Genomic DNA, 14,498 nt, shown 5'->3' on the forward strand with positions numbered 1-14,498 from the left:
GGGGATCGAGGGCAAGGTGTCCATCCATGAGGTGCTGATCACGGGTTTTCTGTTCCTCACCGCCCCGGTGACGGCCCACTTCGTGGCCAAGGCCTACCTGCACCGCCACCCGGAAAAGAAAACGGAACTGCCGCCTACAGGCCGTCCCTACGGCTGGAGCACCTACGACGCGCCACCGGATTCGACAGCTGGGCAGGCCGGGGATGTGGAGGCCGAAAAGAAGGATTGAGTCGACACCATTCATGCCGTCGACCTCATGAAGTCCCCATGCCGTCACTCCCGCGAAGGCGGGAGTCCAGGACTTTCAGACGTTGACTGGATTCCCGCCTTCGCGGGAACGACTGATGCCTGATTCTCGGGAATGACTTGTTCAGCACAGCCTTATCGACGTGCCGGCCTGGGCTGTGGCCACAGGAATAGTGCGATGAAACCCTATCCTACAGCCCTCGGGGCGGCAGGGGCGGATACGCGGTCTGCAGGCTCGCGGGCAGGCGCGATTCCCCCATCAGCCACAGATCGATTTGACGGGCTACATCGCGTCCTTCGCCGATCGCCCAGACCACCAGGGACTGGCCCCGCCCGGCGTCGCCGGCCACAAAGACACCGGGCACCGGGGTCATCTTGCGCACGTCGGCCTTCAGGGTGTGGCGCGGAGTCAGAGTCAGGCGCGCATCGTTGAGGCATGAGGCTTCCGGGCCCTCGAAGCCGATGGCGATCAGGACCCGCTCGGTCGGCATGACAATGCCGGCCTCAAGCACAAGTTTTTCCGTGCGCCGACCCTGATCATCGCGCCCCCAGTCCACCCGCTCCAACTCCAGAGCGTCGACCTTGCCGTCCTGATCCTGATCGAGAAAGGCCACCACATTAAGGCTGAAGGCCTCTTCGCCGCCTTCCTGCAAGGCGTAGTTCTGTCGATGGATCTGCGGTGACCCGGGCCAGGGGTTGTCGGGCTGCCGCACGTCGGGAAGACGCGCATTGATGCTGATCTGCACCACCGACTGCGCCCCCTGACGGTGGGCGGTGGCCACGCAATCGGCACCGGTGTCCCCACCTCCCAGGACGATCACCCGCTGCCCCTGGGCGTTCATGCGGGCATGCAGGGGTTCACCGGCCTGGTGGCGGTTTTCGGCGCACAGGTATTCCATCCCGAACAAGACGCCGGCCAGATCACGACCCGGTACCGGCACATCGCGGGGGCGTCGAGCCCCGATGGCCAGGCAGACGGCATCGAACTGCCCCTTGAGTTCATCGATGGAGAGATCCTCGCCCACGGTCACGCCCGAGCGAAACTTGATACCTTCGTCATGGAGTTGCTGCACCCGGCGCGCCACCTGTTCTTTAGGGAACTTGAAGTCGGGGATGCCATAGCGCATCAGGCCGCCGATAGCGTCATCCCGTTCGAACACCGTGACCCGATGTCCGGCGCGATTGAGTTGCTGGGCCGCCGCCAGGCCGGCCGGACCGCTGCCCACCACCGCCACCTGCTTGCCGGTACGCTGTGACGGCGGTTGGGGACGTATCCAGCCCGCCTCCCAGCCCCGGTCGACGATGGCCCGTTCGATATCCTTGATGGTTACGGCGTCATCGTTGATGGCCAGGGTGCAGGCTGTCTCGCAGGGTGCTGGACAGGTGTAACCAGTGAACTCGGGGAAATTATTGGTGGCATGCAGTCGTGCCAGTGCCTCCCGCCAGGCGCCCCGGGACACCAGATCGTTCCAGTCCGGAATGATATTGCCGATAGGGCAACCCGCCATGCAGGTAGGGATGCCGCAGTCCATGCATCGCTCTCCCTGGGTACGCAATTGCCCCGGGTCCCACTGAAAACGAGAGATCTGGCGAAAATCCGCCACCCGCAAGGCAGGTTCGCGATAGCCGATGGGTCGCCGGAGATGACGCAGGAATCCATCTGGATGGTTCTCGAACATGGCGTGATACCTCAGGCAATGGGCGCCGGTGTCTGCGTCCGGATGTCCTGTCCTTGAGACAGATGGTCCGCCACCACATCGGCATAGGCCTCGGGCACTACCTTGACGAACATGCCCAAGATCTTTGGCCACTGAGCAAGGACCTGCGCGGCCTTCTCGCTACCGGTGCAGGCCACATGATTCTCCAGCAGGCGCTGCAGCAGCGCCTGATCCCGTAGGTCGGTCACGGGGTCCACGCGAAGCCCTTCGGCATGGATGAGATCCTTCACGTGTCCCTCCTCATCCAGAAGATAGGCCTCCCCGCCGCTCATGCCGGCGGCAAAGTTGCGGCCGATGGGGCCGAGGATGACCGCCACACCTCCGGTCATGTATTCGCAACCATGGTCACCCACCCCCTCGACCACGCTCAGCACCCCGGAGTTGCGCACGCAGAAGCGCTCCGCGCCGCGGCCGTTGAAATAGGCCTCCCCGGCCGTGGCCCCGAACAGAGCCACATTGCCGATGAGGGTGTTATCGGCGGCCACGTAGGGGGCATCCCTGGGTGTCCTGACGCTGATGATGCCGCCGGACAGCCCCTTGCCCACGTAGTCGTTGGCATCTCCCTCCAGGTGCAGTGCGATCCCCCGGCACACAAAGGCGCCAAAGCTTTGCCCCGCCGTGCCCGTGCAGTGCACCTGAATCGTTCCCGGCGGTAGCCCATCGCGCCCATAGCGGCGAGTGACCTCGTAGCTGAGCAGTGTGCCGAAGGTGCGGTCACGGTTGCGCAGATGGATGGATACGCTCACGGGCTCCCCCGAGGTGAGCGCGGCATCGGCCTGGGCAATGACTTGGTGATCGATCTTGCGGTCCAGACCATGATCCTGCTCCCGGACCTTGCGGGGGCTGCCCTGGGAGCACACCCGTCGCAGCAAGACCGAGACATCGGGCTTGATCTGCCTGGGGTGGTCCACATGGCGCGCCTGCAGGCAATCCACCCGGCCGATCAGGGCATCCAGGGTCCGAAAGCCCAGGGCTGCCATGATGTCCCGCATCTCTTCGGCCACGAATCGCAGATAATTGACGATATGCTCCGGGCGTCCCTGGAATCGTGCGCGCAGTTGGGGGTCCTGGGTGGCCACCCCCACCGAGCAGGTATTGCAGTGGCATTTGCGCAGCATGACGCAGCCAAGGGTGACCAATGGCGCGGTGCCAAAACCATATTCCTCCGCCCCCAGCAGGGCGGCGATCATCACGTCGCGTCCGGTCAGGAACCCGCCATCGGCCCGCACGGTGATCCGCGAGCGCAGCCCGTTGGCCATCAGCACCCGTTGGGTGTCCGCCAGCCCCAGTTCCCAAGGTGTGCCGGCGTGCTTGATGGAGGTCTTCAGCGCGGCGCCGGTACCGCCGGAATCCCCGCTGATCAGCACCGCATCGGCCCGAGCCTTGGCCACCCCGGCGGCAATGGTACCCACATTGGCCTTGGCCACCAGCTTGACATGGATCTGGGCCGCCGGATTGGCACATTTGAGATCATGGATCAGCTGCTGGAGATCTTCGATGGAATAGATGTCATGGTGCGGCGGCGGTGAGATCAGGCCCACCCCCGGGACCGTGAGCCGCACCCGGGCAATGGCCTCGTCCACCTTGCCGCCCGGCAGTTCGCCTCCCTCACCGGGCTTTGCCCCTTGTGCCATCTTGATCTCGATCTGCCGGGCCTGGGCCAGATACTGGGCGCTCACGCCGAAACGGCCACTGGCCACCTGCTTCATGGAACACTCGCGTTCGGTGTTGAAGCGCTCGGGCTGTTCACCCCCTTCGCCTGTGCCCGATTTCCCGCCGATCCGGTTCATGGCAATGGCCAGTGCCTCATGGGCCTCCTGGCTCAGTGCCCCGAATGACATGGAACCGGTGGAAAAACGTCGCATGATGGATTCGGCCGGTTCCACCGTCTCCAGGGGGATCGCATCGGCCTCATCCCGGCAGAATTCCAGCAGGCCGCGCAGGTTCATGAGTCCCCCGGGCTGCTCATTGGCCTGGCGGGCGAAATCCCGGTACGCCGCTACATCGTTGTTGCGCGCGGCCTGCTGCAGTTTGCCGATGCTGTAGGGGTTCCAGTGATGCCGTTCGCCGTCCCGACGCCAGTAGAGATGCCCGCCAGGCTCCAGTGCCGGCTCACCGGCGATGGGCGGGCCGAACGCGCGCCCATGGGCCGACAGGACGTCCTGCTCGATGTCTGCCAGGCCCACACCGGGCAGATGGGCCGTGGTGCCGGTGAAGCAGGTATCAATCAATTCATGATCCAGACCCAGGGACTCAAAGATCTGTGCCCCCTTGTAAGCCTGCAGGGTCGAGATGCCCATTTTCGACATCACCTTGAGCAGTCCCCCCTCCAGGGCCCGGCGGTATCGCGCCAGTGCGGCGTCAGCCTCAGCCTCGATCATGCCCTCGGCAATCAGGGCGCGAATGCTCTGATAGGCGAGCCAGGGGTGGATGGCATCGGCGCCGTAGCCGATCAGGACACACACGTCATGTACCGCGCAAGGCTGGCCTGCCTCCAGCACGATGGCCGTCTGCATGCGCAGGCCGGTCCGGATCAGGTGATGATGCAAAGATGACACGGCCAACAGGGCCGGGATCGCCACGCGCTCCGGCCCGAGGTCGGTATCGCTCAGCAGCAGGATCCCGGCGCCTTTCTTGATGGTCTGTTCCGCCGTCTGGTGCAGGCGCCGGATGGCGGTCCGCAGGGGCAGGCCCCGGGGGTAGGTGATGTCGATGGATCTCGGACGCAGATCCTCACGCAGGATCTGCCGCATGGCGTGGGCCTGGGCACTGTTCAGGATCGGGGACGACAGGTAGAGCTGACGGCAATGATCCGGTCCTTCCTCAAGCAGGTTGGCCCGCGGGCCGATATAGGCGCCCAGCGAGGTCACCAAGGCCTCGCGGATATAATCCAGCGGCGGATTGGAGACCTGGGCGAACTGCTGCAGAAAGTAATGGCTGAGGGGACGGGCGCTTGACGACAACATCGCCGGGGGCGTGTCGTTGCCCATGGCCCCGATGGGGTCCCGCCCCGATTCCGCCATGGGCTTGAGGAACACTCTCAGGCCTTCCATGGTGTAGCCGAAGGCCCGCTGATACCGGCTCAAGGGGTGGGGCGGCGGTGCCCCTGGTGTGGAAGCCGGCGCGGGGGGCAGGTCCGCGGTCAGGGTCAGACAATGCTCTTGCAACCATTGTCCGTAGGGGCGCCCGGCCAGTTCCGAGAAGATCTGCGTTTCGGGAACGATGCCCCCGCGTTCCGGATCCACCACGAACAGCGCCCCGGGATTGAGCCGCCCCTTGCTCAGGATCCGGCTTGGCGGGATATCCAGCACCCCGGTTTCGCTGGCCATGATCAGGCGTCCGTCCCGGGTGAGGCTGTAACGGCAGGGCCGCAGGCCGTTGCGGTCCAGGATCGCTGCGATGCATTGGCCGTCGGTGGCCACCACCAGGGCCGGGCCGTCCCAGGGCTCCATCAGGGCGCTGTGGTATTCATAAAAGGCCCGGCGCTCTGCCGGCATTGCGGGATTCTTTTCCCAGGCCTCGGGAATCAGCATGCGTAGGGCATGGGGCAGGCTGCGTCCGGTCAGTGCCAGCAATTCCACCACATTGTCCAGTTGAGCGCTGTCGCTGAGGCCTTCTCCGGTCAGGGGTTTGACCTTGTCCATGTCCTTGCCCAGGTGAGGCGACGCCAACGTCGCTTCCCGGGCCTGCAACCAGTTCTGGTTGCCGCGCAGGGTATTGATCTCACCGTTATGGACCAGATAGCGATAGGGATGGGCCAAGTCCCAGGCCCCCAGTGTATTGGTGGAAAAGCGTGCATGCACCAACACCAGTGAAGACGTGACCCGAGGATCCGAAAGATCCGGGAAGTAGCTTCGGAACTGTCCGCAGGTGAGCAGGCCCTTGTAAACCACGGTGGTTCGCGACAGGGAGCAGATGTAAAAGGTCTCGTGCCCCGCGCCCACCAGATTTCGATGAAGCACTTCGTTTTCGATGGTGCGGCGCAGGACATACAGACGCACATCGAGGACTTTCGGCCCCACCGGCTGACTCGACCGGATGAAGAACTGCCAGGTGAGCGGTTCACTGTCCAGCGCGGTCCGGCCCAGCCCCTGGTTGTGGGTGGGCACCTGCCGCCAGCCGATCAGATCGAATCCCTCGGCCTGGCAGCGCCGGGCGATCAGTGCCCGGATGGCCGTCCGGCGATCCTCATCCCGGGGCATGAAGGCCTGTGCCACCCCATAGTCATCGTATCCACCCAGTTCCGGCACCAGGGCCGACAAAAAGGCATGGGGTTTCTGCAGCAGCATGCCGGCCCCGTCGCCGGTATTTTCCTCCGCGCCACGGGCCCCCCGGTGATCCAGGTTTTCCAGGCATTCGAAGCCATCTTCGATGAGCCCGTGGCTCCGGTGCCCATCCAGATGGGCCAGCACACCCACCCCACAGGCTGAATGCTGGTGAGCCCGCAGCCAGTGGGGGCTATCGGGTGGGTGGGTTACTGCGTCGTCAGGCGGATTCGGGAAGGTAGTCATGGGAATGCTCCTGCCTGAGTATAGTGGAGCCCACTTTGACAAGGCGGAGAGGTCCCTTTCAATAGGAGGGTGATTTACATCCGGTACTTGATGGCACCGAATCAGCCCATTCCGTTATAGGTTTCGTGCCCGGGTGTCCGGGCAAAGGCCACCATGCGATCCCCAACGATATCGTAGCTCTTGTCCCGGGTTCCCAGGTTGAACATTACACTTCTTTGAAAGAGGGTTCACGAGCGCCGACTATCGGTTGCCTCTGTGGTTGGAGCACCTGCGACGGGGTGCTGATCACTTTGAGCAATTCTCCGTAGCCGATGCGCTCCTGTTCCAGCCGGATGCACTCTCCCAGCCGGTTCTCCCGCAGATCTTCGAACAGGGATTGCTCCGGTGGTGTCAGTCGGGTGAGGGTGCCGGTGAAACGTTGCTGCGGATGCTCTTGCCCCCACAGGTCGCGGTGGGCCGCAAGGGTCGCCCGATCCATGAGCAGGGAACGGGTCTGGGGCAGGCGGGCGCGAAGCCGGTCCAGGATGGCAAAACCATGGGTGTCGATGTCGCCCCAGTAGTGGATCTCCACCTGTCGCAGCCAGGGGATGTCCGCCAGTCTTTCCAGACCATAACCCAGGCCGAAGATCACCAGGCTACCGGGGGTGTCGGGAAAGGCCAGGCCGTTGATCTCGTTCTCGGTGATGAATACCCGCGCCACGGCGGGTGCCAGGGTTGCAAACTGCGTCGGCGGAACCGACAGGTCCGACAGCCCGTGCAGCGACAGGGCCGGGTCCAGCATCCGGAAACGGATCAGGGGCGGCTTGGGCGTCAACCCGTAACGCAGCTCGAAGCCCCGTCCGCCGCTGTGCCGCGCGTCCACTGCATCGGGAGGCAGCACGGCATCCAGCAGTTCCGACAGCAGCTTGCGGCGACTTTCCACAAACTTGGTATCCACCCCCGGCAGATCCATCTGCCGTAGATAGATACCAGGCCTGGGGTGCGCCTGGAACCAGGCCAGCACCGCCAGGATCCGGGGCCAGTCACCGGCCTGTTCCAGTGGTGTGAGGGGGTGTCGGATCAGCCAGTCCCGCAGTGCCGGGAAGCGCGCCAGGGTTTCCTCGGCCAGCGCATGGAAGTTTTGTGCCTCCCGGGTCTTTCCCAGCCACTGCAGGGCGTCGGCCTCGCTGGGCACCGCCACCCCGGCGGGCAGGTCATTGGCGCCGTGGACACGGTGATTCACCCGCTCCCAGCGGATCTCGTATCCGTGCCCCCGCTGCTCCCGGCTACTGGCGCGAAGGGTTCGCGCCCAGTGCCCCACCGCGGCAAAGTCTTCCGCCAGCTCCCGGGACCCGGGACGGCGCAGGCGCAAGGGGAGGGGGAAAAGGGCCTCTCCCGTCAGGGTGGCGGCCAGTATCTGACCGCTGTCCCAGCGTTTTTGTAGCTGGGCACGCAGTTCGGCGGGGGTGGTCCAGCTCATGCCTGCCGGGCCGCCTTCTCGGCCTGGTACTGCTCAATGGTGAGATTTCGCACCATGGATTCCCGGCCCTCCACGCTATGGACAAAGCCCACGCTGGCCACGAAGGGTTCGATGATGTGGATCTTCTGCAACGGTGTGACGATCAGCAGTTGCAGGTGCAGGCGCCGGAACAGGTCCAGGCCGTAGCGGGCCGAGTCGTCGGAGCCCCGACCGAAGGCCTCGTCGATGACCACGAAGCGGAACGAGCGGGAGCGGGTTTCGCCCCATTCCAGACCGAACTGGTAGGCCAGGCTGGCGGCCAGCACCGTGTAGGCCAGTTTTTCCTTCTGGCCGCCGGACTTGCCGCCGGAGTCGGTGTAATGCTCGTGTTCCCGGTCGTCTTCCCGCCAGCGCTCCGAGGCGGAAAACACAAACCAGTTGCGCACGTCGGTGACCTTGCGGGTCCAGCGCCGGTCCAGGTCGGTGGTGCCTTCCCGGCCACGGAAACGCTCGATGATGGCCTTGACCTGCAGGAACTTGGCCTCGGAATACTGTTCATCCTGGGAGCCGGTCACCGCCCCTTCGGTGCAGGCCCGCAGGTTTTGCTGGAATTCCCGGATTTCCGGGTCCGCGGCGGTCTCCGCCAACAGGGTGATGTAACGGTTGGGGTTGTAGTCGATCTCCCGCAGGGAGCGGTTGATGCTTTCGATGCGCTCGGTGATGGTTTGCCGCTGCCCGTGCAGTCGGCTCTGGAACGCCGCCACCTCGTTGATGGCATTTTCCTGCAGCAATTGCCGGAAACGGGCCTCGAAACGGGGCAGGTCATCGGACTTGAGGGCTTCGAGCATGGCCCGGTATTCCCCCACCGCCTCGATGCTCACGTCCACCTCCCGACTGTCCAGGGGCCAGGCGTTCTGATAGCCGCGCATGGCGTCGATGATGCGGTCCCGCAGACCGGCGGCACTCCTGTCGGCGTTGTCGATGTGCCGGGTCAGCCATTCCCGCATCTCCCGCTCCCGGTTGTCGCAGGATTCCACGCTCAGGGTATGCTCGCCCAGGGCCTCGTCCCGCATCGTCTCCAGACGGGGGAAGTAGGCGTCCCGGGCCTCCCGGGGGGTGGCATCGAGCAGGGTGGCACACTCGTCCCGCTGAGCCTGGGCCTGCTCCTGCCTGAGTTGTGCCTGGCTGCACTCCCACTGGGCCTCACCCAGGGCCTTGTCGGTGTCCTCCATGACCTGTTCCAGTTCACGCAACTGGGTCTCCAGGGCGCGCAGCATGTCCGACTCCCGGGCGAGCTGTGCATACTCCGCCTCCAGGGCCGCCATCTCCGTGGACAGGGGGCGCCAGTCGATGTCGTGGAAGTTCCGGTAATGGGACAGTGCGACGATCAGGTCCCGCCGGGCCTCTGATGCCTTGCGTGCCTGTTCCCAGCCGCCGATCCGGTCACCCAGTGCCTGCATCTGCCGGGCCAGGGTCTGGGCCTGTGCCTCCAGGGCGGCGATCTTGGCCTCGTTGCTCCAGCCCAGGATGAAGCGGGTGCGGTCATCCAGACGGTGACGATCATCCTTTTCATGACGCTCGCCCCCGGCCTTGATCTGCCCGGCCCGGGTGATGGCCCTTTGCTCGCGGCGAAACTGATCCATGCCGACGCAGCAGGCATAGTCGAAGCGCCGGGCCAGTTCCTGTTCCAGCCAGCCGTAGAAGACCGAGTCGGGGCGGATGGAGAGCTTGCGCACCAGGGAATCCGGATGCAGATCCTGGGGCTGGCTCCGGCGCGTCTCCCGTACCCGGAAGTACACCAGGCGCCCCCGCAGATGGGTGCGATCCACCCACTCGGCCACCCGGGCATAGTGGGTGTCGGGCACCAGCAGGGAGAGGCCGAAGTTGTGCAGGACCCGTTCGATGGCCCCTTCCCAGTCGGTTTCCTGTTCATGCACCTGCAACAGCTCGCCCACGAAGGGCAGGTCGTCCACCGGCAGATCCAGGGACTGACAGAGGGCGTCGCGGATGCCCAGCATGGCGGCGGGGATGTTGGAGCGACGTTGGCGCAGGGACGTCAGCTCGCTTTCCAGTTCCTGGTGGTGTGTCCGCTGCTGATGCAACGCCACTCCCGCCTCGGTGATCCGGTTCTGCAGGTCATCCCGCTCTCGCTGAGCGTCTTCCTGGGCCTGGGTCAGGGTCTGGAAATTGTCCTGAAAGACCGCCAGGTCGGCGGCATCGGGCAGTGCCAGTTGCTGGGCCAGATCCCGGTACCGCTCCGCCCGGTGCCGCCGCTGGTCGCGGATCTCGCGCTTTTGTTCCAGCTCGACCTTGATGCGCTCCAGCCGATCGCCCCCATTCTCGGCAATGGCCTGCTTGAGTTCATCGCGCCGGGCCCGCTGTTCCCGCTGCTGGCGATGGAGCTGCTCGATGCGATGCTCCAGACGGGCCAGATCCTTGTGCAGATGGTCCAGTCTCCGGTCCAGCAGCCCGGCCTTGAGCGAGGCAAACCAGGGCCTGAGTGCCTCCCGGCAGGCGCGCAGGGCTTCGGCCTCCCGGCAGCGTTCGGCATAGGTGTCGGCGCGGGCCACCAGCGGTTCCAGATGGGCGACCTGGGCCTTGGCCTTGAGTACCGCTTCATGGGCCCGGTTGAGGTCGTCGAAATGGGTGATCAGGGCCTGAATGCGATCCTCCACCGGGAAGGCTTCGAGCATGTGACTGCGCACGAATTCGGTGAGGTTGCCCACGGATTTCATGGATACGGTCTGGTTGAACAGTTCCAGGGCCTGGTCGTTCTCGATGCCGAAGCGTCGCCGGAAGGCACCGCTGTAGGGCGGGAAGCTGTCGAACAGTTCCACCCCGGGGGTATCCCTCAGGCGCTTGCGCAGCCGGGTAAGGTCGCTGCCGAAGTCGGCAAAGTGGTCCGTAATGCGCAGGGCGCCGTCGGCCACCACGAAGAACCGGGCCGGTTGCCCCTGTTGATCCTTGATCCAGAACACCTGGGCCAGGGTGACATGCTGATCGAAACCTTCGTTGTAAAAATGCCCCAGTATCACGGAATAACTGTTGTGATCCCGCAGGCCCACGGCACGGCTGATCAGACCCGTGTCGCTGCGCTCTGACTTGTAATACCCCAGTACATAGGAACGCAGGCTGCGTTCCTTGGCCTCGGCGCCGGCCGCCTTGTTGTAGGTGATGCGCTGGGCCGGTACCAGCAGGGTGGTGATGGCGTCCACCAGGGTGGACTTGCCCGAGCCGATATCCCCGGTGAGCAGGGCATTGTCACCCTCCGGGCGCAGGGACCAGACCCGGTTGTGGAAGGTGCCCCAGTTGTAGACTTCAAGATGCTGAAGGCGAAAACCAGTGTGTTCGTCGGATGCGGCAAACTCCAGTTCAAGTGCCATCGTCGGCCTCCCCGGCATGGTTGCGGTACTCGGTCAGGCGCTGATCGAACTCCGCCAGCCACTGGGCGTCGATGAAGGTCTTGATGATGCGGCGCACCTCGTATTGGTCCTCCTGGCCACGCAATCGGCGCAGGAACCCCAGTTCCACCACCTTGTTGATGTCGGTCTGGATGCGGTCCACCAGCCGGGCCTCGTTGGCCGTGGGGGGCAGGAAGACCCGTAGCATCTCCACCATCTGTTCCCGGGACAGGATCAGGCGCGGGTCACCACCGCCGGCATCGTGTTCCACCAGTTTCTTGCGCAGCAGGGCCAGCAGCAGACTCACCGGATAACTGAGCTGGCGGCGCTGCACCAGCCTGGGTAGTTCCGTTTCGTCGTCCTGGGTCGGGCGCTGCCGGAGACAGGCATGGCCTTCGGCGTCGTCCAGCATCAGTTCCAGGCCCAGCACGGCCACATGGTCGCGCACCCGGGCCTGGTGGTCCTGCAGTACCTGCCAGTGGCGCGGCTGCTGATCTTTGTAGAGTACGCCCCTGAAGAGCGTGATGAGCATGGCGGAAAAGGTCGAGTCGGTTTCGATATCGGTCATCAGTGTGCGCGGGTGAAGATGATCTGCGGCAGGGTGGCGCGACGCAGGATACCCCGGGCATCCTGCCAGTGCACGGTCTGGGGATGGGCTTCATCGATCACGCTGCGGTGATCCTCGGCGGCCAGGCTCAGGTAGGTCACCAGTTCCGCCAGGCCGTGTTCCAGGGGATGTTCGTCCAGCAGGGTCGCCAGGGTGATCTGGTCCCGTGTCTGCAGGGCCTGGCGGATACGACCCCGCAGCAGGGTCCGGTCCACCCAGGTCTGATCGAACAGGGCATCGGGGGTGGCATGGCTCTCTCCGGCTTCCAGCTGCTGCTGGCGGATATGGGGCCGGATCGGCGGACTGAACAGGGGGCGCTCCATGGGCAGTTCGATGCAGGGCGAGGGTTCGTCCAGGGACAGCGTCAGCTCGGGCGGGTGCTCCCGCAGGGCCAGTGCGTGTTGTTCCAGTTCCCGGATCAGGGTCATGATGCGACGGTTTTCCAGCCAGGCCTGATCATCCAGATAACGGCGCAGCTGCTCCGACAGACGGGCCACCATGCGCTGGGTATATTCACCAGCGGCGAGCCAGTCGTAGTGGATGCGCCGCAGCCTGGGGTCCGGCTCCAGTTCGGCCACCTCCACCAGCGCCAGTACCCGCTCCAGTTGCTCCGACAGTGCCTCCTGGCGTGCCGGTGACATGAGCAGATCCCAGAAGGCACGAAAGCTACGCCCCTGGTCTGAATCGGTGATGCGGTCCTGTTCGCTGAACACTTCGTCCAGCACTTCTCCCTTGCCGCCTTCCCAGGTGGCCACCTTTTCCCGCACCTGTCGATCCAGGGCGCGGAAGTTCTCTTCCACCTGACGAAAGTCCGCCAGCAGGCCCCGGGCCGTGCCCGCCATCTGCAGGAATCGCTCCCGCAACTGGGTCGGGTCCATCAGATTGATGTGACCGGCACGGATCTGCTTGATCTCCCGGTCGATGACATCCCTGCGCGCCTCCAGATCCCGGATACGGGCCTCGGGGTCGCTCTCCGCGCCCTGGAGGATCTGTTGCAGCAGGTCGAAAACCAGGGTCAGACGGGATTCCGCCCCGATGAAGTGAGGCTGCTCCAGACTTTTCAGCCATTGGATGGCCTGTTCCGTGGCCGGCGTCAGGTCGTAATGGGGCTCGTCGCCGTGTTCCGGGTAATAGCGCCGCAGCCAGCCCCGTTCATCGGCGGACCAGTCGGACAGGTAGGCGCGGGCGGCCCGGGGATAGGCATCCTCGCCCAGTTGACCGCGCAGGTGAAACAGGAAATCTTCCAACCGGTTTTCCAGGTCGGTGGCCGCCAGCACCCGGACATTGGGGGCGACGAAGCTGCCGTGGAGGAAGCTGATGATCATGGGGGCGTTGTCCGCCACCAGCAGCCGCCATGCCGGATGCATCCGACGCAGGTTTTGCAGGTCGTCGTGGTTCATGTGCTACTGGATGGTGTCGCCGGGGAGGCGGAAAGGAGGGGTTGAGACGGCCGGATGTCCAGGCGCAGCATCAGCGTTAAGGGATCGAGCGTGGAGGGCTGGAAGCCGTAGTGCTCGTAGAATTGCCGCGCGTGATCGTGAAGGGCATGGACGAGTAACGCTCGCACGCCGACGTTTTGCGCAACCACCAGCGCCCGCCGTAGGGCATCCTGAAGCATGGCGCCGCCGAGCTTGTGACCCTGGGCATGGGTGTCGACGGCCAGCCGGGCCAGCACCAGGACCGGGACGGGGTCTGGCATGTTACGGCGAACCGCGCCGGTCGCCAGACGATGTGCGACCGCCCCCGCGGCCATCGCGTAGTACCCCTGAATACGGTCGTCCTGATCCACGACGACGAAGGTGCGACTGGCGCCGTTTTGCTGGTTGGCCATCGCCCGGCGTTTAAGCCAGTCGTCAAGCACCGGCTCCCCGCAGGAAAAGTCGCCGACGCGGTGGACCGCGGTCAGCGGCTGGGGCGCGCTGAGCGGGGTATTCATCCTTCAGTCCAAGGGGCCTTCAGCGCCATCAGCCGCTCAAGCCCCGGGTTGGGCGCGAGCGGCGCATCGAGCAGGTCAATGAAGTGCTGGAATTGATCGGCGTCGAGGTTGAAGTAGACCTGATCAAGCAGCACGGCCTGGGCCCTGTCACAGGCGGCCTCAAGCATGAAGTCCGAACGGTTTTTACCCAAGAGATGAGCAGCGCGGTCAATCAGATCGCGCTGCTCCGGCAATGCCCTCAGGTTAATGGCGGCGTTTCGCATGATTTAGCCCTGCATACACGATAGATACGCAAAGACCCTAGGTCTGTGTGTGGCTGTTGTCAATACGTGTCTGCAATTGAGGGTACGATTCGGTTCTAACAGGAGGCCCGGGGTAGCCTGCGGACGGATCTGCCAAGGAAACGAGTTTGTGATAGATTTCACGAAAAAGCAGAAAAACCTTAGGAACACCACCCCGGTGACGGCATGAGGCCACCTTCTCTAGGCCCGATAACCCTCCGGGCCTGACGTATCCCCACAAATCATGGAGCAGTCCCCGCCGCCAAGCTGGGCCGTATCACCTGCTTGATCCGGTCCAGCATGGCTGCCGAGAGTTCCAGCGGCTTTCTGGCCAGCACTTTCAAGCCCAGGAAGAAATGG

At 64.4% G+C, this 14,498-nt stretch carries 9 protein-coding genes; 1 reads left to right on the forward strand and 8 read right to left on the reverse strand.

Going from position 1 to position 14,498, the window contains the following annotated elements:
• On the forward strand, positions 1–229 hold a 229-nt coding region (locus LQ952_RS13220), incomplete at its 5' end, for a cation:proton antiporter (protein ID WP_238623099.1).
• Between the two features lie 208 nt (positions 230–437).
• Here LQ952_RS13220 and LQ952_RS13225 read toward each other — a convergent pair.
• The 8 genes from LQ952_RS13225 to LQ952_RS13260 form a co-directional block, all read right to left on the reverse strand.
• A complete protein-coding gene (locus tag LQ952_RS13225) occupies positions 438–1,925 on the reverse strand; it encodes a glutamate synthase subunit beta (protein WP_238623100.1) in 1,488 nt (495 codons plus the stop codon).
• A gap of 11 nt (positions 1,926–1,936) precedes the next feature.
• Positions 1,937–6,475, reverse strand: a complete 4,539-nt coding sequence (gltB, locus tag LQ952_RS13230; protein ID WP_238623101.1) for a glutamate synthase large subunit — start codon at positions 6,473–6,475, stop codon at positions 1,937–1,939.
• A gap of 205 nt (positions 6,476–6,680) precedes the next feature.
• Positions 6,681–7,934: a DUF3322 domain-containing protein gene (locus LQ952_RS13235; protein ID WP_238623102.1), complete on the reverse strand. Its 1,254-nt coding sequence runs from the start codon at positions 7,932–7,934 to the stop codon at positions 6,681–6,683.
• Positions 7,931–11,296 carry an ATP-binding protein gene (locus LQ952_RS13240; protein WP_238623103.1) on the reverse strand — a complete coding sequence of 1,122 codons (3,366 nt, stop codon included), beginning with the start codon at positions 11,294–11,296 and terminating at the stop codon, positions 7,931–7,933. Before LQ952_RS13240 ends, LQ952_RS13235 begins: the two co-directional genes overlap by 4 nt.
• Entirely contained in the window at positions 11,286–11,882 is a 597-nt protein-coding gene (locus tag LQ952_RS13245) for a DUF4194 domain-containing protein (RefSeq protein ID WP_238623104.1), read from the reverse strand. The genes LQ952_RS13240 and LQ952_RS13245 overlap by 11 nt, the downstream gene beginning before the upstream one ends.
• Positions 11,882–13,321 (reverse strand): DUF3375 domain-containing protein, encoded by a 1,440-nt coding sequence (locus LQ952_RS13250; RefSeq protein ID WP_238623105.1) that lies wholly within the window; start codon positions 13,319–13,321, stop codon positions 11,882–11,884. Before LQ952_RS13250 ends, LQ952_RS13245 begins: the two co-directional genes overlap by 1 nt.
• Positions 13,318–13,857 carry a GNAT family N-acetyltransferase gene (locus LQ952_RS13255; protein WP_238623106.1) on the reverse strand — a complete coding sequence of 180 codons (540 nt, stop codon included), beginning with the start codon at positions 13,855–13,857 and terminating at the stop codon, positions 13,318–13,320. The genes LQ952_RS13250 and LQ952_RS13255 overlap by 4 nt, the downstream gene beginning before the upstream one ends.
• Positions 13,854–14,120 (reverse strand): type II toxin-antitoxin system TacA family antitoxin, encoded by a 267-nt coding sequence (locus LQ952_RS13260; protein WP_238623107.1) that lies wholly within the window; start codon positions 14,118–14,120, stop codon positions 13,854–13,856. The genes LQ952_RS13255 and LQ952_RS13260 overlap by 4 nt, the downstream gene beginning before the upstream one ends.
• Positions 14,121–14,498: the final 378 nt, after the last annotated feature.

The sequence above is a fragment of the Ectothiorhodospira lacustris genome (genome assembly GCF_022227785.1).
GTDB classification, from domain to species: Bacteria; Pseudomonadota; Gammaproteobacteria; order Ectothiorhodospirales; family Ectothiorhodospiraceae; genus Ectothiorhodospira; species Ectothiorhodospira lacustris.

Bases quoted from the DNA above. Each gene is read 5' to 3' on its own strand.
- LQ952_RS13245 (WP_238623104.1), bottom strand. From the start codon at position 11,882: ATGACCGATATCGAAACCGACTCGACCTTTTCCGCCATGCTCATCACG.
- LQ952_RS13255 (WP_238623106.1), bottom strand. From the start codon at position 13,857: ATGAATACCCCGCTCAGCGCGCCCCAGCCGCTGACCGCGGTCCACCGC.
- LQ952_RS13235 (WP_238623102.1), bottom strand. From the start codon at position 7,934: ATGAGCTGGACCACCCCCGCCGAACTGCGTGCCCAGCTACAAAAACGC.
- LQ952_RS13225 (WP_238623100.1), bottom strand. From the start codon at position 1,925: ATGTTCGAGAACCATCCAGATGGATTCCTGCGTCATCTCCGGCGACCC.
- gltB (WP_238623101.1), bottom strand. From the start codon at position 6,475: ATGACTACCTTCCCGAATCCGCCTGACGACGCAGTAACCCACCCACCC.
- LQ952_RS13260 (WP_238623107.1), bottom strand. From the start codon at position 14,120: ATGCGAAACGCCGCCATTAACCTGAGGGCATTGCCGGAGCAGCGCGAT.
- LQ952_RS13240 (WP_238623103.1), bottom strand. From the start codon at position 11,296: ATGGCACTTGAACTGGAGTTTGCCGCATCCGACGAACACACTGGTTTT.
- LQ952_RS13250 (WP_238623105.1), bottom strand. From the start codon at position 13,321: ATGAACCACGACGACCTGCAAAACCTGCGTCGGATGCATCCGGCATGG.